This is a genomic window from Bowmanella yangjiangensis, assembly GCF_018531185.1.
Lineage (GTDB): Bacteria > Pseudomonadota > Gammaproteobacteria > Enterobacterales > Alteromonadaceae > Bowmanella > Bowmanella yangjiangensis.
On record NZ_JAHDJU010000001.1, the window covers coordinates 2093793 to 2115990 of the forward strand.

Here is a 22198-nt window from a genome sequence, read left to right on the forward strand (position 1 = left end):
GCCTTTGAAAGGGCTAAATTGCCTGATATGACCCGGCTTCGGGATACATATTCATACGGAGTTAATAAAAATTTCTAATCTGAAAATTCTGTGGTTCAGAGAGGAAATTTGAACCTGCACGAATGTGGAGTGAATAAGCGTGAAAACCCGCTAAAAGGTGTCGATTGCCATGTATAAATGAAAAAGCCGTGAAACCCACTTTGTAAGGTTCACGGCCCACTTTCATGCACTGGGGCTATTAGTTATGCAAGAAATTATTTTTGCTTGTACCAAAACACTGATGCTAAGGCAGGTAACACCACCACAGCCCCTAACATGTTCACTACAAACATAAAGGTCAGCAGGATACCCATATCCATCTGGAACTTCAGACTGGAGAAGACCCAGGTACTGACACCAATAGCCAAGGTGATACCGGTAAAGAGTACCGCGCTGCCCCGCTCTTTCAAGGCATCGAAATAAGCCTGGCGCACTGCCATGCCCGACTTCAGTTTTAAACTCATGGTAGACAGAATATAAATGCCGTAATCGACACCAATCCCCACACCCAAGGCAATAACAGGTAAAGTTGAAACCGTTAAGCCGATTTGCAACTTAGTCATCAGCGCCTGTGCCAATATGGATACCACATACAACGGCAGTACGACCGCCAAGGTCGCCCGCAATGAGCGGAAACTCAGTAGACACAAGACAATCACTGCACCGAATACGTACAGCATCATAGGAGCTTGCGCCGCTTTCACCGCTTCATTGGTTGCCGCCATCACCCCAACCGGACCAGAGGCCAGCTTAAATTGCAGGTCTTCACGCTCATATTGCTGGCGATATTCTTTAACCGCATTCACAACACGGTCGATGGTTTCGGCTTTATGATCGGCCATAAACAAAATAACCGGCATCACGGAGCAATCACCGTTGAGCAAACCAGATGAGGTATCTACCCTGGAGATATCCTGCACCAGGGATTGTTGATTGCGCGGTAACACCCGCCATTTAGGGTTGCCTTCGTTGTAGCCAGCATTGATAAGCTTAGCCACCGACGCCAGACTGACTGCAGATTGCACGCCTTCCACGTTTTCCATCTTCCATTGGAATTCGTCAATAGCATTCATAATGTCAAACGAGGTACAGGCCGATGGCGTGGTTTCTACCAGCACAGACATATAGTCAACGCTGATGGCGTATTTATCGGTAATCAGGAAGGTATCCTGGTTATAGCGGGAATCCTCATGCAAAGCAGGCGCTCCTGCATGCAAATCACCAATCTTCATCTGTTCAGACTGATACCAGCCAAATGCGAACAGCAGCGCCACCACGATCAGGATAATCTTAGCCACGCCGGCATTTGAACAGTGGGCGACATAATTCCAGAAGCGATCGGAACGCTGTTCTTTATTAGCAAATCGCGCCTTGTACTTTTCACCCAGTTTCACATAGGACATCAACACAGGCAGCAAGATCAGGTTGGTCAGGATAATCACGGCAACCCCCATACTGGCAGTAATAGCCAGTTCGCGGATAATGCCGATATCAATAACCAGCAGCGTCATAAATCCTATTGTATCGGACAACAGAGCGACACCACCTGGGATCAGCAAGGTACGAAAGGCCTTTTGCGCGCCCTGCTTGGCCGTTTGTCCGGCAATAACTTCCTTACCTACGGAATTGATCATCTGTACGCCGTGGCTGACACCAATCGCAAAGACCAAAAATGGCACCAGAATAGACATGGGATCCATGCCAAAGCCGAGTAAAGTAAGCAACCCCATTTGCCAGATCACGGCAATAATCGAGCAGAGCAGCGGTAATAATGTCAGCAGGAATGACTTACAGAACAAGTAAACCATGACCGCGGTAATGGCGATAGCAATGGCGAAAAACAGCAGCACATCCTTCGCCCCTTTTGCCACATCCCCCACCATTTTGGAGAAGCCGATAATATGAATACTGATTTCATCGTCTTCAAACTTACCACGCAGTTGCTGTTCCAAATTGTCTGCAAACGCCAAGGTGTCGAGTTTTTCTCCCGTTTGCGGGTCCAGTTCGAGAAGCTGGGCGGTGACCATGGCACATTTAAAATCGTCAGACACCATGCGCCCAACAATGCCGGCCTTAACGATATTTTCCGATACTAATTTCAAACCAGCAGGATTGGCTGGATTAAAGTCTGCCGGGATAACCGGACCACCGGAAAACCCTTCCTCCACCACTTCGGTAAAGCGTGTAGAAGCACTGTATAAGGATTTGACCTGAGACCTATCTACTCCAGGGATAAAAAACAGCTGATCATGAACATCTTTAAGCCGAGTAAAGAAGGTCTGGTTAAAAATGGTGTCGTTACGACCACAGACCGACACCAGAATACTGTTGGCACCACCGAAGTTTTTCTGGTGCTTCATGTAATTCTGCATGTAAGGGTGATTCAGCGGGATATTTTTTGTAAATGCCGCATCCAGTTTTAACTGCGTCGCTTGCCATAGCAAAAAGCCACTCAGTAAACCAAACACCACCATTACCCATGCACGATGGCGAAAAATCACGAGTTCAAAAAAATCTATTAATTTGGTCATCACAGCGGCTACCTCTGAATAAACCTGACGCCGGCTTCGGTTACGGCAACCGTGTTGCCTTTAAAACGTACCGCATTAAGAATGGCCTTTTCTTCTTTGGTTTGGGTCACATTAAGTTCGCCGTCCAACCACACAAGATAACCGTTATTACCCACAACCAGCGTTTGATTGCCTTCTAAAGGCACAATGCTGTTCAGTGAAGATTTCATACCTGTGGGCAAAGGTGACCAGCCGTCAGCCTCATCATATACAAACAGGTTGCCTCGCAGCCCTGCGGCGAACAAGCGCCCATCTGCTGCCTGTCGAATATCAAAGAACGAACCATAGTAATCCACGTCCATTCGCTGCCAGCTTTTGCCAAAATCTTCACTCACCGCCAACAGCCCCGCTTCACCTGCCAGGTAAAGGATATTGTTTACCCGGGCCAGGCGATTAAAATGCGGCAGGATTGAGCCTAATTCTTGCTCGTAAAGGGCTTCATCCTCTTCTTTAAGCTCTTGCAGATATTGAATATCTTCTTCATCCAACAGTTCAATATGGGGTTCACGCAGCCAGCTCGCACCACCATCTTCGGTGCGCAAAAACAAACCATAGGCGCCAATTGCCATGCCGTGCTGCTCGTCCAGGAACAACACGTCCATCAAGGGCTTTTCGAGCTCGGGGAGATAATGTTGAACTTGCCAGGAATGACCACCATCCTGACTGGCAATGACCAGAGCGTCATGACCAACAGACCAGATTAGCTGCCCTTGCACGGCAACCGACGTTAAGGTGGCATTCACAGGCACTTGTTGTTGTTGCCAATCTATACCGTCTTCAGACAACAAAATGTGTCCACGTTCACCAACGGCAATCAAGCCATTTGTGGTTGTCGCCACATCCAATAAAAGGGACTCTTTCGCCAGCGGGGCCACAAAAGCCGGCGTAGTCTGTGCCTGTGCAGGCAGAATAAATAAGGCAGCCAGGGCCAGGGAAAAACGAAGCTTCATGTGGATAATTTCTCAGGAAGTTTGCTGCACGATGTTGTCCTTATGCCTTGCGGCATGTCCTTGCCTCTTTGCACAAATAAAAACGGTTGGCAGTGCCAACCGTTTTACTGCGATTACCTCAACCCTTCTCGTCTCAGGGCCTGTGAAGTAAATTCACTGTCGCTTGGCTTAATTGTAAAGTCATACATTCTGGTTTCGTTATCTAAGCCTAACGCCAGATAACGTCTGGAATTCAGATCATAGTAAACATCCAGTGTTGACCACAAGGTCGGCACATCATAATAGTTGATAGCATAGGCCATGGCGACGCGATACAACTCATTACGGTTGTCATACATATCAGCAACCAGAATTTGCCAGCTGTCTTCATCAATATAGAACACGCGCTTCTGATAAATATGGCGGTATTCAGACTTCAGGTTAGCCTCAACAACCCACACTCTGTGTTTCTCAAAGCGTGTCAACTCGGGGTTGATATGACCAGGTTGAAGAATATCGGCATACTTCACCTTATCGCTGTGCAAGGTATAGTTGTTGTAAGGCACATACATTTCCTGCTTGCCTTTCAACGTCCAGTTGTAACGATCTGGTGCACCATTGAACATATCGAAATCGTCAGTAGTACGCAGGCCATCTGCTGCGGTACCGGGCGCATCATAAGCAATGTTTGGTGCTTTACGAACGCGGCGTTGGCCCGTGTTATAGGTCCAGGCCTGGCGAGGCTCCCTTACCTGGTCCATGGTTTCATGCACCAACAATGCGGTACCCGCCAAACGAGCTGGCTCAGTGATGCTCTGCTTGAACTTCATCAGCACGTTTTCTTGTTCAAGCTTCTCGGGTGTTACCCCATCTTCGGCATATTTGATCATCAGAATGTCATCAAAGCCTATGACGTTATAATCACCTGAAGCCGTGGGGGCAGCTTGACCACCGTAGCGCTGAATAGCCTGTCCGCGATAGCGCAAGATATGGTTCCAAATAGCTTCAAGACCATTTTGCGGGATTGGGAACGGAACACCCATTGCGGCATTTTTAATCCCATTGCCACCTTCGACTAATTCAGCCCGTGTAGCGTTTGCCTTGGTTGCGTCATAGACAAACTGCGGGTTGGATGCTGTACGACGGGTTTGATATACCGGGATCTTGAACGTGTCAGGATAGGTTTCAAACAGCTTCTTCTGGCCGTCCGACAACAGATCAGCATACTGACTCATGTTGGCAGCCGTAATTACAAACTCCACTTTATCTTGAGGAAAAGGATCAGGATGGTGATCGCCTACCTTGTAACCAGCGGGAGGGGTCGTGATACCGCCGTCCCACGCAGGAATACTGCCATCAGCATTTGCCGCTTTTAATCCGCCAAGGGGAGTAAGTTCAGTGCCTAACTTAGCGGCTTCAGCTTCGGACACTTTGGCGTGAACAAAGGCTGTGGTCAAACTTAAACCAATCGCTGCAGCGACTAGGGTTAATTTCTTCATCTATGACTACTCCCTAGATTGAATACTTGATGTTAAATGAGACGAAGTCCCTGTCAGACAACGCATTAGTGCTACCCACACCACCCCAGAAAGAGTTCAGCGAGACACTCGCAGACCATTTGCTCAGGTAGTCAAAGTCTAATGACAGGCTGGATGACTTACGATCTTCAATAAACAGGAATAATGGATCGGGCGTAATACCATCTACGTCGTGCGCAAAAGTGGCGCGTACAGACATATTAATGCCGGCAAATACGTTGTTAAAATCGGCTTTAGCTAACAAACGGTATCCCCAGGCATCATCGGTTGGAAATGGATTGGTTTCAGGTCCATTTGAAATACCTGTATGCAACCCTTCCTTACCTGGAATAGGACCACTTCGTGAGGTACCTGGACCGTTCAAACGTAGGAGACTGGGATCGGGCATGTCATTTATTTTTATATAGCCGACCTCACCCAACACGGTTAGGTTATCTGTACCCCAGGTGGGACCGAACAAATGCGTTGCGGTAAACTGTGCCTGCACTGTGTCAGACAAGACATAACCAACCGCTGTTTCACCCGGCCCTACGGTATAGCCCAGGTAATTGTCCAATTGCGAAATACCAGCCAAATCGGGCCTGGAGATTGGTCCAGGTACGCCCATCGCAGCGAGCTGCTGAGGCATACCTGCATAGAGTAGTTCCACGTCATCAATCTGCAGGGGCTCGTCTTGACGATAAGCAATCTCACCGGCTAGCGCCGTTTCGCCTACGTTGGTATTGAAACTCAAACCATAGAGTTTAATGTCTTCCGGGTAACCAAACTCAGCCTTGGTAAAGGCTCGCAGATCAGTGATGTTATCGCGGGTAATTTCATTGGCTGCCAGATAAGCCAAATCTGCCGCTAAACCGGCTCCGGTAAAGTCAGAGGCGATACCAGATATCAGCGGACGTTGGCTATGATAGTTAATATGATAGAAGCCAAACTCAGTATCATTCAGCTCTTCAGAGAAATAAGACAGCCGGATACCATATTGCCCTTGATCGTCTGCGTCCTTGTGCGCTTCGTCGCTGTATGCTCGAACCGCAACTTTAGTGGGATAGCCCATATAAAGCTGTGTGACTGTAGTCGGATTCGCGCCACTCAACAACATGCCACGCAACTCATTGAGCTTAAGCATTAAGAAATCCAGATCAATATCTGGGTTGCCGGTAAAGCCCAACTGAATATTGGCATCTTGCCCGCCTTCACCAGCAAAATCGTTGGTGGCGAAATAGCTACCATTTTGCGGCAGACGGCTCTTTTCCCATTCGTATTGATAATACACGGCCAGCCCCAAGGAGTCGGTCAAACCAAACTGGGCGTAGACCATACCAACAGGGATAAAGACTTCTTTAAGTTCTGCACCCGGCGCCTGGGCACGAGTCACATCAATAGGGTTAGTGGTATTGATACCATGCTGAATGAAGGTACTTTCCCCCCAACTGACCACTTGATCACCGATACGAATAGATACCGGCACATTGCCTAAATCAAAATCAGCATAGAAGAAGGCATCCAACAAACGAACATCAGCACACAGTTCTTCTTTGGCATACTTGTCTTTACAGGGGTCAAACGGCTTGTCTAACTGGGAATAATTGGACGCAGAAACAGGATTACGCCAGGCACGATCGCCATCCATCATCTCAAAATCATAGAAATACATGCCACGGGCGAAGAAACCCATGTTTTTGTATTTTATATCAAGATCATGGGTACCTTTGAATTGCGTTGAAAAAGCTTTACCGGGATCAAAATTAAGATCACCGTTATCATTGTTGGTTGAATATGCCCCTTGTCCCTGTGCCCAAACATCGGCGGATGAATAGACAACATTGGTATTACCGTTATAACCAGTCCAGTTAAAACGAGGGTCATTACTGTTACCAATCAACGCCCAATCCCGGTCTTCGATACGATAGCTGGTACCAAGAGAAAAACTGGAATCGAAGCTGATTGACCAATCACCCTCTTCCCAATTTACCGCAAGTGCCGGGTTGCATACGCCACCAAGCATTGCAGTTATCCCTATGGCCAAGGCTGACTTTTTAAAAATACGAGGCCCGTTATTCATCGTTTTTATTCTCCTCTGTATCCGCAGTGTGTGTGAGGGTCCGCAGATGTAAGCAGGTAACCAGTGGTCTCACTGGCATTTTTACAAAATGATTACATCATTTTAGCTTATTATCAAGAACTAATCGTACCAGTTGCATTCCATCAATATGTCTATATAAATCATCATGTTGACACTTTTAAATCGAATAAAAACTCAATTTACACGTTCAAGTGAATGGATTTTGTTGTATTCATTGACAATGAGCCGGAAGCGTCCCTTAAGCCCTTGCATTTCAACAAAAGGCCGCAAATTTACTACCGGCAACTGAACCCTTTCACCAGTGTCTGTGCGCACAATTAAATTTTGTACCGTCCCCAAATAAAGAGGACGGCACTCTTCGTAGCTTAGCCGAAGATTAAAAAAAAAGGTCTTCAACTCAACGCCTTGTCCGTTGACGCAGCTAAATGTAGCGCTTTCGTTACCTTTTCGAAAAGGTCTTTGCTCAACGACTTATGATTTAGTAGTCGCGCCAGCTGCTTAACAATTAAGTCCTGCCTGGTGCTATCCAAATGAGTAAAGCCCAGCATTGGTGTTATCAAACGTGAGGCCACCTGAGGATTAACTGCATCCAGTTTCAGTAAATAGTCTGCAACAAAGCGGTAGCCACTGCCATCTGCAGCATGAAAACCTGCGGTATTGTAGAAGGCAAAGCTGCCAATCAAGGCACGCACCTTGTTGGGATTATTGATGCTGTACATGGCATGGCCGCTAAGCAGCTCAAGTGTTGCGATACTATCGCGATGCTGGCGGCTTCCATGTAGCGCAAACCACTTGTCCATGACAAGCGAATCATTGCCCCAACGCGCTTCGAACTCTTGCATGAGTGGAACGAACAAAGCGTGATTAGCCCCCTGACAGGCTTTCAGTACCGCCAAAGTATCACTCATATTATCACTGTGTTGATAAGCCGTTTGTAACAGTTGCTCAGTATCTGGCAGCTCCGCCAAGTAAGTTAGGCTGACGGCTTTGATTCGTCGGTTCTGTACTTGCTCTTGCTCATAACGATAAGTATCGGCCAATGCTCCGGTCACCAAGTCCTTCAGTGGCGTCTGAAATGCAACCGCTAATTGTTTTTTTAATTGCTGGCGAGCAGACAGCAAGGCATCAACATCAATCTGACTGCGCTGCTGTGCCAGGGTTTCAAAGCTAGGTAGTGCAAGCATTTCAGCCGCAAGGGCTGGCCGCTGTTCAGCCAACAACAAAATGCCGGCAAATAGCGTTGAAAGAATATCAGGAAGGCCTAAGCCAGGCTGTCCCGCGGCCTGGTGAATTGCTTCACTTAACAATTGCTGACATGCATCCCAACGCAGAAAATCATCCTGCCCATTAAGTGCAATCTCTAACAGCGCTTCATTGTCATGTGAGAAAGTGATCTTCACCGGCGCACTGAATCCAGCCAGGACACCCAAGGTCGGCTTCTGGCTAAAGTAACCCAAGTTAAAACTTTCAGATTCACGGGTCAGCGATAACACCTGCTGTTGACCACCTTTTCCGTCAATTAACTCGATAGCAATGGGCAAATGCAAAGGAAGTTTGTCTTTTTGTTCGGCAGTGGGCGCAGTGTATTGGCTTAATTCTATTGAATATTCGCCGCTTTCCTCATGGTAAGTCTCTTGGACCTTAACGGTTGGTGTACCTGACTGGCTGTACCAGCGACGAAATAAGCTCAGATCTGTGCTATTGGCATCCTGCATGGCCTGGACAAAATCGTCACAGGTAACCGCCTGTCCGTCGTGGCGATTCACATACAAATCCATACCACGGCGGAATCCTTCTTCACCAAGCAGAGTATGTAACATGCGTATCACTTCTGCGCCTTTGTCATACACTGTCACTGAGTAGAAATTGTTCATTTCCATGACCTCGTCTGGCCGAATAGGATGTGCCATAGGGCCTGCATCTTCGGCAAACTGGTGTTCCCTTATCACTTGCACCTGTTTAATTCTGACAATGGCGGGATCTGCCATATCAGCACTGAACTGCTGGTCACGAAATACCGTCAACCCCTCCTTGAGGCTGAGCTGAAACCAATCTCTGCAAGTTATTCTGTTCCCCGTCCAGTTATGGAAATATTCATGGGCGATCACTGACTCGATATTGAAGAAATCTTCATCCGTCGCAGAGGCCGGATCGGCTAACACAAACTTGCTGTTAAATACATTCAGGCCCTTATTTTCCATGGCACCCATATTGAAAAAGTCGACCGCGACAATCATGTAGATATCCAAGTCATACTCCAGACCATAGCGCTGTTCGTCCCAGAGCATGGCTTTTTTTAGGGAATCCATGGCATGTCCTGCCCGACCAAGATTACCTTTATCTACAAATAGTTGCAGTGCCACCTGGCGGCCACTTGCGGTGGTAAATACGTCTTCTAGCAGATCAAAGTCACCCGCGACTAGTGCAAATAAGTAGCAAGGTTTAAAGAATGGATCCTCCCAAAGTACCCAATGCCTGCCATCGGCCAAGTCCCCCTGATCCACTTTGTTTCCATTGGACAACAAATGGGGATAGGCCTGCTTATCGGCAGTAATCTTAACCTTGTACTTTGCCATCACATCAGGACGGTCTAAAAAGTAAGTGATTTTACGAAAGCCTTCGGCCTCGCACTGCGTACAAAATGCCTGACCCGACTTATACAGCCCTTCCAAAGACGTATTGTTTTTTGGATCTATGCGGGTGACAACACGAAGCTCAAATTCATTCGGCACATTATCAATACTTATGCCCTTATCATCGTCTTTGGCAGATACGTTGTGACCATCAATCTGTATTTGCACCAGTTCAAGCTTCTCACCATCCAACACTAAAGGCTGGTTATGCTCCCCCTGCCGAGAGACTTTACTGACAGCGGTAACCAGAGTCTGCGTCTCGTGCAGTTCAAACTCCAGATACAACTCTGGGATGAGAAAGTCAGGCTGACGATAATCGGCTAGTTTCATGGCTTGAGGGCTGGCTGCGGACATAACGACTCCTAAACGTTAAATTTGCAACAGAGGATAGCAAAACCTCCACGAAATCGGTGGAGGTTTTGTTAAGGCGTACTGACCTAAATCCGAAGATTAGGCTTTGCTTTCCTGTGGTACAGGGATGCGCAGAATCTTAATCCCCAGATAGGCATAAATAATAGCCAGCACTGGGCTAATAAGATTAAAGAACGCATAAAACAGATAATTAAGCGGATCGACCTTTAATACACTATGCATGTATGCACCACAGGTGTTCCATGGGATAAGCGGCGATGTAATAGTGCCACCATCTTCCAGGCTTCTGGATAAATTCAATTGGTGCAAACCACGCTTGGCAAACTCATCCTTATACATGCGCCCAGGCATAACGATAGACATGTACTGGTCGGCGGATATCAGGTTAGTGCCAAAACAAGTCAGAATTGTACGGGACACCATTCCTCCGGCTGTTTTCGCACCGTGCAGTAAGGTTGCGACAGCACGCTTCAGTAAGCCAGTTTTTTCCAGTACGGCACCAAATGACAATGCACAGACAATCAACCAGATGGTATTCAGCATACTGGACATACCACCACCGCTTAGCAAATCATTCATATCAGGGTTGCCGGTATCCAGACTCACTCCATCATAGAGCGCTTGCCATACTACAGTAACATTGGCCAACCACCCTTCACGGCCTTCGCTGGCAAGCTTAGCAATAAGATCAGGTTGGAAAATCACCGCCCACAGCCCGCCTAACAAGGCCCCAATAGATACTGCAGGAAACGCCGGCATTTTACGCATCGCTAAGACTAGCAGCACAATCAAAGGAACAAGCATCAAGGGGCCAACGTTAAAGTTTTCGGCCAGCATCGTCTGCATTTCCTGGATTTTCTCCATCGATGCTTGCTCAGTGGCATTCAAGCCGATAAGTAAGAATAAGATCAAAGCGATAACAAAACTGGGGATAGTGGTCCAAAGCATATAGCGAATATGTTCAAACAACTCGGTCCCGGCGACTGCAGGGGCCAGGTTGGTCGTCTCAGAAAGCGGGGAAATCTTGTCGCCAAAATAGGCACCCGAAACGACGGCACCGGCGGTAACGGCTTCCGACATTCCCATCCCATTGGACACCCCCATTAATGCGACACCAACAGTCGCAGCTGTGGTCCAAGAGCTACCTATACTCATAGCAACTATGGCACAGATTAAACAGGTTGCCGCGTAGAAGACCGACGGACTTAACAATTCCAGACCGTAGTAAATCAAGGATGGCACAGTACCCGAAAGTAACCAGGTGCCAATCAAAGAACCTACCGCGAGCAAAATCAACACTGCCCCGAGTGACAGGGAAATACCATGCACGATACCGGCTTCAATTTCACGCCAGGAATAACCATTTTTGATCCCAATCAAGGCGGCGATGCCCATGGCGATCAACAATGCAATCTGATTAGGGCCGTAGGATGAGTTGTCAGAAAACAGAATGACTGACGAGGCCAGCAGACCAACCAAAACCACAATAGGGATCATGGCGTCTAGCAATGAGGGTTGTCTTGGGTTTGACATTTTAATAATTACTCCAAGTATCCTTTACAGACAGTGACATGAACATGCTGCAACCGGATAAACAGGCGACTTGGAAGCCGCCGTTCAACATTTATAGAGAGGGTGATTCTATTGTACTGACCGATAGAACATCAAAATGATGATTACCGGACAGACAAAGCGCACATACCAGGGCCAAATCTTCCAGAAAAGCCCTTGATGTGCTTGAGGATCGCTGGCCTGTAACTCCTTGAGTATTTCATTTCGCTTCCATACCCATCCAGCAAAAATACACAGCACCATACCAAGCAAAGGCTGGCTGTACTCAGTGGTTAGGGAAATGACCAAGCCAAATAAAGTGCTGAAGTTAAGGGCAATAACAATACTGCAGATAAAGATGACAGCAGCGATTAGCCATACCGCACGGCGACGCTCTATTCCCTTGTTTTCAACTACGTAGGCAACAGGTACCTCAAGCATGGAAATGGACGATGTCAGTGCAGCAATAATCATCAGCGCAAAGAAAGCCAGCGCTACGGCATTGCCAGCTGCGCCCATAGTGTCAAACAACGCAGGCAACACGGTAAAAATCAGAGTGTCACCATCAATCAGCTCACCAGCTTCAGAAAAAATCTGGACGCCATTGTGTAAAGCCACATACATCGCCGGGATAATCAGTAATCCGGCTAAAATAGCGACACCAATATCAACCAAGGCAACCGAGGCGCCCAGGCTGGGCAATTTTTCCTGACGTCCAACATAAGAGCCATATACCAACATGGTACCGACCCCCAATGACATAGAGAAAAAAGCTTGTCCCATAGCACTGATTAACAAGTCAGGACTCCAGACTTTGGAAAAGTCCGGTACCAGGTAGACTTTCAGGCCTTGCATTGCCCCATCCAGCGTCATGACGTAAACAATCAATAAGGTGATGATAATGAACAAGGTTGGCATCAAGCGTACCGACCATTTTTCGATACCCTTACTCACACCCCCGGTTACAATTCCAGCGGTCAACAGCATAAATAAGCCGCAACAGATTATATTTCTAGGGGTAGAAAACTCGGTCAGCCAGGCGGCAAAATCATCAAAACCGGCAATAGTCGCCAGAGACTCAAAACCGTAGGCCAGCATCCAACCGCCGACGATGGCATAAAAAGCCAGGATCAACGATACGGTTACTATGCCCCAGATACCTGTTGCACGCCCCAACCAGTGGCCAGAAATGCGTCCGAGCGCATCAACCATATTTGAACGTGTGGAACGCCCTATCAATAATTCAGCCATCAGCACCGGATACGCCAGTACAAAGGCCAGAATCATATAAACCAGTACAAAAGCCGCACCGCCGTTGCTGGCTACCTGGGTTGGAAAACCCCAGATATTTCCAAGCCCTACAGCAGATCCTGCCGCAGCCAGGATAAATCCAAGCCTGGAAGAAAACTCCCCTCTTACACTCATCTTTCAAACCTTCGTTATTGTTATTGTCTTTTCTGTCATCGTCAGTCAGACCCAGGAGTCCCTATCGTCTGCTGACCTTGCCTGGCTGGCAAGTCCTGTGTATCACCTAGATAAAAACAGGGCTATGATGACATAGCCCTGTTAGTGAATCGCGTTTGTTGTATTACTTGCTACGAATGGCGTATTTGCCCGTACCCACCACATCGTAGGTTATCGCAGCCGCTTCATCGAGAATGGGATCAAGTTCTTCCAGCGCTTCAGGAAGGTCATCCAAATTCTCAACCTTAGCCAGCCCCATGCGCGTTAAACGCTCATTCGCCCTGGCCAAGGCTTTCTGTTCATTCTCTTGTTTCTCTTTACGTCGTTCAGATTCCACTAAAGAGATCGTCTTATCATCTTTACGGGCGCGATACTCGTTGATGTCTTCGAGGATATAAGCGAACTCAGGATCCTGCTGAATACGCGCCATGTGCTTATCCGACACTTCTCTGACTGTCGAGCCGGTTTCACCAAAAGTGGTGTAGTTCGCACGCTGAATGCTATCCCATGGCAAGGCATTCTCTTCACGGCTTTCGCCCCACTCAGAGGGTTCAATGGCGGAAGGGAACAGGATATCCGGCACCACACCTTTATGCTGAGTGCTACCGCCATTAATCCGGTAGAATTTAGCTATTGTGATCTGAACGCTACCCAGAGGATTGTCATACAGGTCATAAATACGTCCCAGACCACGATGCTGCTGTACTGTACCTTTACCGAATGTCTGCTCACCAACAATCAATGCCCGACCATAATCCTGCATAGCGGCGGCAAAAATCTCCGAAGCTGACGCACTATAGCGATCTACCAACACCGTTAACGGACCATCATAGTAAACGATACCGTCATTATCACGCTCTTCACGGATACGACCGGCACTGTCACGAATCTGTACTACAGGTCCTTTGTCGATAAACAAGCCGGTGAGCTGTGTCGCTTCGGTTAAAGAACCACCACCGTTGCCACGTAAATCAACAATCACACCTTCAACATTTTCACTTTTTAGCGAATCCAACTCTTTTCGCACATCTTCATGTAAGTTGTTGTAAAAAGAGGGTATAGAAATTACACCTAGTTTCTGGCCCTTATTAGGACCTGTCTCAGGCACATAAACTTCCGACTTGGCCGCACGATCTTCTAACTTAATCTTATCGCGAGTCAGGCTGACCACTTCAGGCGCAGCTGAATCCGAGGCAGCACCTTTGAGCAGTTGCAGTCTGACCACACTACCCTTTGGCCCTTTAATCAGATCAACAACCTCATCTAAGCGCCAGCCGACGACATCAACAAATTCGTCATCTTCCTGAGCCACACCAACAATGCGGTCTTCAGGCTTAATCTGTTTAGACAAATCTGCTGGCCCACCAGGCACAACCGAACGAATCACGGTGTGATCATCCAAAGATTGCAGTACTGCACCGATCCCCTCAAAAGACAGATTCATGTCCATCTGGAAACGTTCAGCATTGCGCGGAGAAAGATAACTGGTATGCGCCTCGATAGTTCGGGCAAAGGAATTCATTAAGGTCTGGAAGACATCTTCACTTTCAGTTTGCTGAAGACGCTTGATGGCCCGCTCGTAACGCTTACTTAGCAAGTCTTTAATACCCGCTTCGTCTTTCCCCGCCATTTTCAGGTTAAGGGCGTCGTATTTAACGCGCTGACGCCATAATTCATTCAGCTCAGCCACATCTTTAGGCCAACTGGCATCTTCACGATTAAACTCGAGTACGTCGCCCGCTTTTTCGAAATCAAAGCTACCATCCAGCAAGGACAGCGCGTATTCGTATCGCTCAACACGACGTTTTAGGTTCTGTTGGTAGATGTCGTACACGCCTGCCAACTGGCCTCGTTCGAGCGCATCATCAAAACTCGCTCGATACTTTTCCAATTTAGCAATGTCTGCGGCTGTGAAAACGTTCTTGTTCGGATCGAGCGCTTTCAAGAAACGGTCATAAACTCGTTCGGAAAGCGCATCATTGAGTTCAATCTCTTTGTAATGTGCGCGGGTGAATAACGACGAAATTCGCTTCGTCGCCACCGCATGTTGCGATTCCTGCTCCAAATTGGGTAAATCATGGGCACTGGGAGTAGTGGCTACAGCACCAGCACCATAACTTGCTGCCAATAATGCAGCGGCAACTGAAACGTGAATCGCATTTTTCATAATTTACCTCTTAGGACGCGCCAATCTCAGGCTGTCGACAGGTACTTTTACTACCATACCTGAGTTCAACTGGACATGTACCCCATCTTTGCCGACCTCATTAATGGTCCCTGGCATAGGAGTTTTACCAATTTTAACCGTTACTTGCGTACCAGCTACCAGATCAGTATCGCTCAATTTTTCTGGTGGTGGTCGCTTAATTGGTTTGCTCTGAGAGGAATTAGTTCCCTGATGGCTGTTTTTTCCAGCTGGTTTACTCTGCTCCCCCCCTGTTTTATCGGGGTTTTGCTCGTTTTTGCCAGTAGAAGACTTTTTGTAACGAGGTTTTGCATCCTGACGATGCTTAGCCTGCTCTTTACGTTTATCTGCTACACGCTGTTTGCTTTCAGCGAGCTGTTGCTGCGCATGTTCTGCATGTTGCTTTTCGATAATCGCATCCTGATTACCGTCAAGGTCAACTCTATGCGCTCCTTCAACGACAGCATGCAGATAACGCCAACTGCTGGTGTAGTGGCGCAAAGATGCACGTAACAAGGTTTTACTTACCCTTTCGTCACTTTCCAGACGCTCAACCAGGTCTTGAAAAATACCAACTTTAAGGGGTTTAGCCTGGCCTTCTAGGCTGAAGCAGGCGGGAAAGGTGTCAGCCAAGAAACTAATCACTTCTTTGCTGTTTGAAAACTTCTGTGGGCTATCCATTCGCTTATTTCTAACGGTTAATCTAAGTGTGCGCCAGGGTGCTCATCATCCCAAGTTGCCACAAGTTGGTCAACCCAGTCGTAGAGCTCCTGCTCGTCTATATCTAATAAATACTGGTCCTGATGCCAGGTTTCCCAGATATGTTGCATCATCAGTTCAAGTTGATGTGTATCTATATCCTCATCAACCTGAGCGTACAAATAATGCAGCAACTCGTTTAGCCTATCGGCTGCCTCATCGGCCAAATCTTCCCAAAACTCCATGTCGGCTGGGGTTGCCAACACCACATGGATGTCTATCATCGACTTCACGCCATCGCATCCTGTAAGGCTAAAACCAGTTTCTGTAAACCTTGCAAATCGTCCTGATCAAACCTTGCCAGACTGGGGCTGTCAATATCCAACACGCCAGCTAGCTGTCCGTTCAGATAAAAAGGCAAAACCACTTCGGAGTTAGATGCAGCATCGCAGGCAATGTGCCCTTCAAACTGGTGAACATCCGCAACTAACTGTGGTTGTTCAAGTTTAGCAGCCGTGCCACATACACCGCGCCCCATGGGGATTCGAACACAAGCGGGCTTGCCCTGAAACGGTCCCAATACCAATTCATCCTCTTTGAGCAGGTAAAAACCAGCCCAATTGATATCAGGTAATTGCATCCATAAAAGTGCGCTGAGGTTTGCAAGGTTGGCAATCAAATCCCTTTCGCCGTCCATCAGCGCTGACGCCTGCTGAACTACTTCCCGGTAGAGCTCTGATTTTATCTTTGGCATGTTAACGAAACTCTTATACAAGGCCGCACAAGGTACTGCTAAATACCTAAAAATAAAACCCCTTTGTTGTATCAGTTTGCCAAGAACAATAAAGGGGCCATTAAGGCCCCCTTGCTTGATTAATCGCAGGTTATTGAATTAATTCAAACTTAACCTGAACTTGTGCGTCAATATTCATCTCACCGGCCATACTTCCGCTACTGTCTTTCATCATCATACGTGACTCCAGCATCATAGGAGCAGGTTGATAATTAGACGCTTCGCTGACAGACAACACCTTCCCCACCTTAGCGCCCAAACTTTTGGCTAGCTTTTCGGCCCGCAGCTCAGCATTTTTAACCGCTAATTCCAAGGCACTTAAATAAAGGGCTTGCTGGTTTTCAACATTATGCTGAAAGCCGTCAATACGGGTGGCGCCCAGTTTAAGCACCCCATCGAGTACTTTGTCATATAAATTAAGTTCCCGCAGACTGACACGGATCTGTCTGGCCAGTACAAAACCTTTTTGCTCTGAGCCTTTCTCGGTATGTTCGTACCAAGGATAAAGCTGCACATGTAAAGACTGGATATCCCGCTCTTTCACTCCCTGCTTTAGCAAAAAGTTCACCAACTTACTGGTTTTTTCACTTACCTCGGCGTTGAGTTTGGAGACAACCGGCCCCTTTTCTTCAACGTATAGACTGAACTGAAATAAATCAGGTACCGCACTGACATTTGCCTGCCCCACCACACTAATAGCATTTTCCGGCTCTTGGGCCACAGCAGACAGAGACGCACCAGCCAACAGCAATACAGCGATCAATTTTTTCATGCAAATTTCCTTGGTGTATGAAATTGACGTCAGTATGCGCTGTCAGCCTGAACCAGGTATGAACTTAATCTGGCTAAAGACTACTTTGATTGAAATAGACAGCCGCGCCCGCTACAAAATTAACCTGTATGTGGCGGCCATCTTTATTGCCCCAGATGCATTCCCGATTGGCAACCAGGTCCTCACAGCGATCGGCATTGCCTAGTATTTCCACGACATCACGGTAACTCATACCGGCTTTCAATTGGTCGTAGTTGGACATAGTGAGCTTGGAGCAGGCGCTAAGCGCCAGGAGTGTGAAAAGCGCGATAACCCGTTTCATAGGCCTTCCTTTTGTGCTGTTGTATCCATTCATATAGCACAAAATTCAAAGACTAAGTGGGAATCAACCGTTCTTGCTTACCTCTTCCTGTGCACTTTTACCTGGTGGTTCTAATTGCAGTTTTTCGGCCAACAGTACCGCTTGAATCCGGCTGTATACATCTAATTTGCGGAAAATTGCTGTTACATGCGCCTTGACCGTAGCCTCAGTGATACCAAGCTCGTAGGCAATTTGTTTATTCAACAGGCCATTGTGAATTAAATACAATACTTTGTATTGCTGCGGGGTTAAATCCGCCACTTTCTGCGCCAAGTCGCGATCTTCATCACTAATTTTTTGGATCTTGTCGCGTAAGGCTTCCGGAACCCAATTGTCGCCTTCCAAAATGCTGTTTATGGCTGCAGCAATTTGTTCTGATGAGGATGACTTAGGGATAAAGCCCAGGGCACCGAAGCCCATCACTTTAGACACCACTTCAAGACTTTCACTACCGGATATCACCGCAACAGGAACAGTAGGAAAATCCTGTCTGACGCGAATAAGGCCGTATAAATCACCGGAACCCGGCATATGCAAATCCAGCAGCACTAAGTCCACATCGTCGTGTTCACTAAGTGCTTTTAACGTGGAATCCAATGAATCGGATTGAACCAGCGATAATGCAGGAAATTTCAGTTGCAGTGCACTCCCCAAGGCTTCTCTAAACAAAGGGTGGTCATCAGCAATCAAAAACTTAGCCATGGTGACTCCATTATGACAAGTAACAAAAGGCCGCCTGGCGGCGGCCTTTGACAGTGTCCGCTATTTTTGCTGCAGACACCAGTTGAATCAGCGATTCAAACGCTTATCAATCAGTGAGTCCACCACTGATGGGTCTGCCAGGGTCGAAGTATCCCCCAGGTTTTCAAACTCATTGGCGGCGATTTTACGCAAAATACGACGCATAATTTTGCCAGAACGTGTCTTCGGCAGACCATGTGTCCATTGAATAAAATCAGGCGTTGCAATGGGGCTGAGGTCGTCTCTTACCCATTGACGTACTTGCTTGGTCAGTTCCTCGGTAATTTCTACCCCATCGGTAGGCAGCAGGTACACATAGATACCCTGCCCTTTGATGTCATGGGGATAACCCACTACGGCAGCTTCTGCAACCGCCGGATGGCCAACCAACGAGCTTTCAATCTCAGCGGTACCGAGACGGTGACCAGAAACGTTCAACACGTCGTCAACACGTCCGGTAATCCAGTAATAACCATCTTCATCACGACGCGCGCCGTCACCAGTAAAGTACAGGTTGTCATAGGTACTGAAATAGGTCTGCTCAAAGCGATCATGATCGCCCCATACAGTTCTTGCTTGTCCTGGCCAGGAGTCCTTAATCACCAGGTTACCTTCTGTTGCACCATCCAGGAACTTACCTTCGGCATCAACCAAAGCGGGCTGTACACCAAAGAAAGGACGTGTGGCTGAACCAGGTTTAAGATCTGTGGCACCCGGTAGAGGTGTGATCATAATGCCGCCGGTTTCGGTCTGCCACCAGGTATCTACGATTGGGCAGCGTTTGTCGCCAATCTTGTCGTGGTACCACTCCCAGGCTTCAGGGTTAATGGGCTCACCCACACTGCCGAGCAAACGCAGGGTTTCGCGGCTGGTGCCTTCGGCAGGGAAATCCCCTTTCGCCATCAGTGCACGAATAGCCGTTGGTGCGGTGTAAAGAATATTAACCTTATGTTTATCCACCACCTGCGCCATACGACGCACATCAGGATAAGTCGGCACACCTTCAAACATCAGAGAAATGGCGCCATTGGCAAATGGACCGTAAACGATATAGCTGTGTCCGGTAATCCAACCCACATCGGCTGCACACCAGTAAACATCACCAGGTTTGTAGTCAAACACATACTGATGGGTCATGGATGCATATACCAGATAACCGCCCGTAGTATGTACCACGCCCTTGGGCTTGCCAGTTGAACCAGAGGTATACAATACGAACAGCGGATCTTCAGCGTTCATAGCTTCAGGCTCGCAGCTAGCCGCACAGCCAGCAACGGCATCATGCCACCAAAGGTCACGACCTTCTTGCATCAAGGTATCTTCCTGCAGCAATTGGCAAACGATGACGCTTTGGATGCTGGATGTACCGTCTTTTTCCAGCGCTTTATCGACATTGGCTTTAAGCGGAACCTTGTTCCCTCCGCGGCGACCATAGTTAGCTGTAATCACCAACTTGGCCTGGCAATCCTCAATTCGGTCAGCGATAGCGTTAGGTGAGAATCCACCGAAGATAACCGAATGCACGGCACCAATGCGCGCACATGCCAACATGGCATAGGCCGCTTCAGGAATCATCGGCATGTAAATAATAACGCGATCGCCTTTGTTAACGCCTTTAGCCTTCATAGCGTTAGCCAGTTTGCATACTTCATCATGCATTTGCTGGTAGCTGATGGTTTTATCAGAGGCAGGATCGTCACCTTCCCAGATAATAGCAGTAGCATCTGGGTTGGTTTTCAGATGGCGGTCAATACAGTTGTAGCTGGCGTTCAATTGCCCATCGGCATACCAATTAATATTAACATTTCCGCGGGCAAAGCTAGTCGCCTTGACCTGACTGTATGGTTTGATCCAATCCAGTCTTTTGCCCTGTTCAGCCCAAAACCCTTCGGGATCTTCCACTGACCATTTGTACAACCGCAGATACTCTGCATTGTCGGCATGGGTGGCCCGATGTGGATAGGATGAAACAGGATAAGTAGCATGCGACATTGTCAGATCTCCATGTAATTTTCGTTGCAATACTAAGGAGCCGGCCCGGCTAAAGTATTAGACCATAGTCGTAAAACATATGATTAACACTGAATTAAAACAGCCTTTACACCCCTTTAACAATAAGATTCTTGGCGTTATCCGTAATTCTTCGACCTTAGTCGCTTAGACCATGGTCTGATTGAGCACTTTGTCCGACTGAACAATTGTTAAGCAGACTTTGAACACGAGGAACTGCAATGAAAAGCATAACGAAGAGTCCCCTTGCCTATTTAATGAGTGCCCTATTTTGTACAACTGCCGCTCAGGCGTCAGTATTAGAAGACACCAAATTCACCTTTGGTGGCTATGTTAAACTTGACGCCATCGCCAGCCAGTATTCTGACGGCAGTTTGCCATCTGGTAACCTTGGACGTGATTTTTATATCCCAGGCCTCACGCCTGTTGGCGGCAATGATGAAGGTACCGCCTTTGACATGCACGCCCGTCAAACCCGCTTTAATTTCTCATCCAAAACTGCCCTGGAAAACGGCAAGACACTATCAACCAAGATCGAGTTAGATTTCATGGCCACACCTAATGGTGACGAAAGGGTCAGCAACTCATACAGCCCTCGCTTGCGTATCGCCACTATAGAGTATGATGGATGGTTGTTTGGTCAGACCTGGAGTACCTTCCAGGATGTATCCGTATTGCCAGAGAGTCTTGACTTCATCGGCACCACTGACGGTACGATCTTCGTACGCCAGGCCATGATCAGATATAGCCACGGCGGTTTTCAAGTGGCCATTGAAAACCCAGAAACCACAGTAACACCCTATGGTGGTGGTGGTCGTATAGTCACTGACGATAACTCAGTACCTGATTTGGTGTTACGCTACACTCACAAAGCCGATTGGGGTCATGTGTCTGGTGCCGCCCTTATCAGGCAGTTAGCCTATGACAATGGCACTAATATTGACACTACCGAAACAGCCACTGCATTTAGTGTCTCAGCCAAGTTCAATCTTGGTAAAGATGACATAAAGGTGATGTATAACTTAGGTTCAGGCATGGGGCGCTATTTGGGTATCAACGCCGCCAATGGCGCTGTGTTGAATGCTAATAACGAACTAGAAGCTATCGATTCCAGCGGTGGTTTTGTCGCCTATCGCCACTGGTGGAATGATCAATGGCGTTCAACGCTGAGCTACTCCTTCTTCGAAGCTGACAATGATGTGGCGCTGACCGGTACAGGGGTAACAGAAACCACCAACAGAATGGCGGTCAATGCAATCTATGCGCCCACTAAAGCACTGAGCTTTGGACTGGAATACTCTCACTCCACCCGTGAGCTGGAAAATGGTCTGGACGGCGATATGGACAGACTGCAGTTTTCAGCTAAGTATGCGTTCTAGGCGCCCTCTGGCCTGAAGCGCCTTTGCCGGCGAAAACCGGCATTTTCTATTCAAATTAAGCCGGGCACAGGGCCCGGCTTTT

17 protein-coding genes are annotated in these 22198 nt (G+C 47.7%); 1 reads left to right on the forward strand and 16 read right to left on the reverse strand.

Going from position 1 to position 22198, the window contains the following annotated elements; genetic code table 11:
- Positions 1-254 precede the first annotated feature (254 nt).
- From KJY73_RS09300 to acs, 16 genes are all read right to left on the reverse strand, one after another.
- Entirely contained in the window at positions 255-2570 is a 2316-nt protein-coding gene (locus tag KJY73_RS09300) for an efflux RND transporter permease subunit (protein WP_214343081.1), read from the reverse strand.
- A gap of 8 nt (positions 2571-2578) precedes the next feature.
- Positions 2579-3559, reverse strand: coding sequence for a WD40/YVTN/BNR-like repeat-containing protein (locus KJY73_RS09305; RefSeq protein ID WP_214343083.1), 981 nt, complete (start codon positions 3557-3559; stop codon positions 2579-2581).
- Between the two features lie 113 nt (positions 3560-3672).
- A complete protein-coding gene (locus KJY73_RS09310; protein WP_214343085.1) occupies positions 3673-5037 on the reverse strand; it encodes a DUF1329 domain-containing protein in 1365 nt (454 codons plus the stop codon).
- 13 nt (positions 5038-5050) lie between these two features.
- On the reverse strand, positions 5051-7135 hold the full coding sequence (locus KJY73_RS09315) for a DUF1302 domain-containing protein (RefSeq protein ID WP_214343086.1): 2085 nt from the start codon (positions 7133-7135) through the stop codon (positions 5051-5053).
- 195 nt (positions 7136-7330) lie between these two features.
- Positions 7331-7552: a DUF2835 family protein gene (locus KJY73_RS09320; RefSeq protein ID WP_214343087.1), complete on the reverse strand. Its 222-nt coding sequence runs from the start codon at positions 7550-7552 to the stop codon at positions 7331-7333.
- The gene (gene pepN / locus KJY73_RS09325; protein WP_214343089.1) at positions 7549-10143 is read right to left on the reverse strand and encodes an aminopeptidase N; all 2595 of its coding nucleotides are present in this window, start codon (positions 10141-10143) and stop codon (positions 7549-7551) included. The genes KJY73_RS09320 and pepN overlap by 4 nt, the downstream gene beginning before the upstream one ends.
- Positions 10144-10239: 96 nt before the next feature.
- The gene (nhaC, locus tag KJY73_RS09330) at positions 10240-11694 is read right to left on the reverse strand and encodes a Na+/H+ antiporter NhaC (protein WP_214343091.1); all 1455 of its coding nucleotides are present in this window, start codon (positions 11692-11694) and stop codon (positions 10240-10242) included.
- A gap of 108 nt (positions 11695-11802) precedes the next feature.
- The gene (locus tag KJY73_RS09335; protein ID WP_214343093.1) at positions 11803-13137 is read right to left on the reverse strand and encodes a sodium-dependent transporter; all 1335 of its coding nucleotides are present in this window, start codon (positions 13135-13137) and stop codon (positions 11803-11805) included.
- A 163-nt stretch (positions 13138-13300) separates the two neighbouring features.
- The gene (gene prc, locus KJY73_RS09340) at positions 13301-15343 is read right to left on the reverse strand and encodes a carboxy terminal-processing peptidase (RefSeq protein WP_214343095.1); all 2043 of its coding nucleotides are present in this window, start codon (positions 15341-15343) and stop codon (positions 13301-13303) included.
- Between the two features lie 3 nt (positions 15344-15346).
- Complete coding sequence (gene proQ / locus KJY73_RS09345) at positions 15347-16042, reverse strand: RNA chaperone ProQ (protein ID WP_214343097.1); 696 nt, start codon at positions 16040-16042, stop codon at positions 15347-15349.
- A 17-nt stretch (positions 16043-16059) separates the two neighbouring features.
- Positions 16060-16344, reverse strand: a complete 285-nt coding sequence (locus KJY73_RS09350) for a hypothetical protein (protein WP_232848561.1) — start codon at positions 16342-16344, stop codon at positions 16060-16062.
- 5 nt (positions 16345-16349) lie between these two features.
- Complete coding sequence (locus KJY73_RS09355; RefSeq protein WP_214343101.1) at positions 16350-16814, reverse strand: GAF domain-containing protein; 465 nt, start codon at positions 16812-16814, stop codon at positions 16350-16352.
- 130 nt (positions 16815-16944) lie between these two features.
- Positions 16945-17625, reverse strand: a complete 681-nt coding sequence (locus KJY73_RS09360; RefSeq protein ID WP_206594412.1) for an SIMPL domain-containing protein — start codon at positions 17623-17625, stop codon at positions 16945-16947.
- A gap of 73 nt (positions 17626-17698) precedes the next feature.
- Entirely contained in the window at positions 17699-17947 is a 249-nt protein-coding gene (locus KJY73_RS09365; RefSeq protein WP_206594413.1) for a DUF3862 domain-containing protein, read from the reverse strand.
- A 63-nt stretch (positions 17948-18010) separates the two neighbouring features.
- Positions 18011-18688 (reverse strand): response regulator, encoded by a 678-nt coding sequence (locus KJY73_RS09370; RefSeq protein WP_214343102.1) that lies wholly within the window; start codon positions 18686-18688, stop codon positions 18011-18013.
- Between the two features lie 87 nt (positions 18689-18775).
- A complete protein-coding gene (acs, locus tag KJY73_RS09375; protein WP_214343104.1) occupies positions 18776-20719 on the reverse strand; it encodes an acetate--CoA ligase in 1944 nt (647 codons plus the stop codon).
- Between the two features lie 239 nt (positions 20720-20958).
- Here acs and KJY73_RS09380 point away from each other — a divergent pair, with 239 nt between their 5' ends.
- Positions 20959-22116, forward strand: a complete 1158-nt coding sequence (locus tag KJY73_RS09380; protein WP_214343106.1) for a DcaP family trimeric outer membrane transporter — start codon at positions 20959-20961, stop codon at positions 22114-22116.
- Positions 22117-22198: the final 82 nt, after the last annotated feature.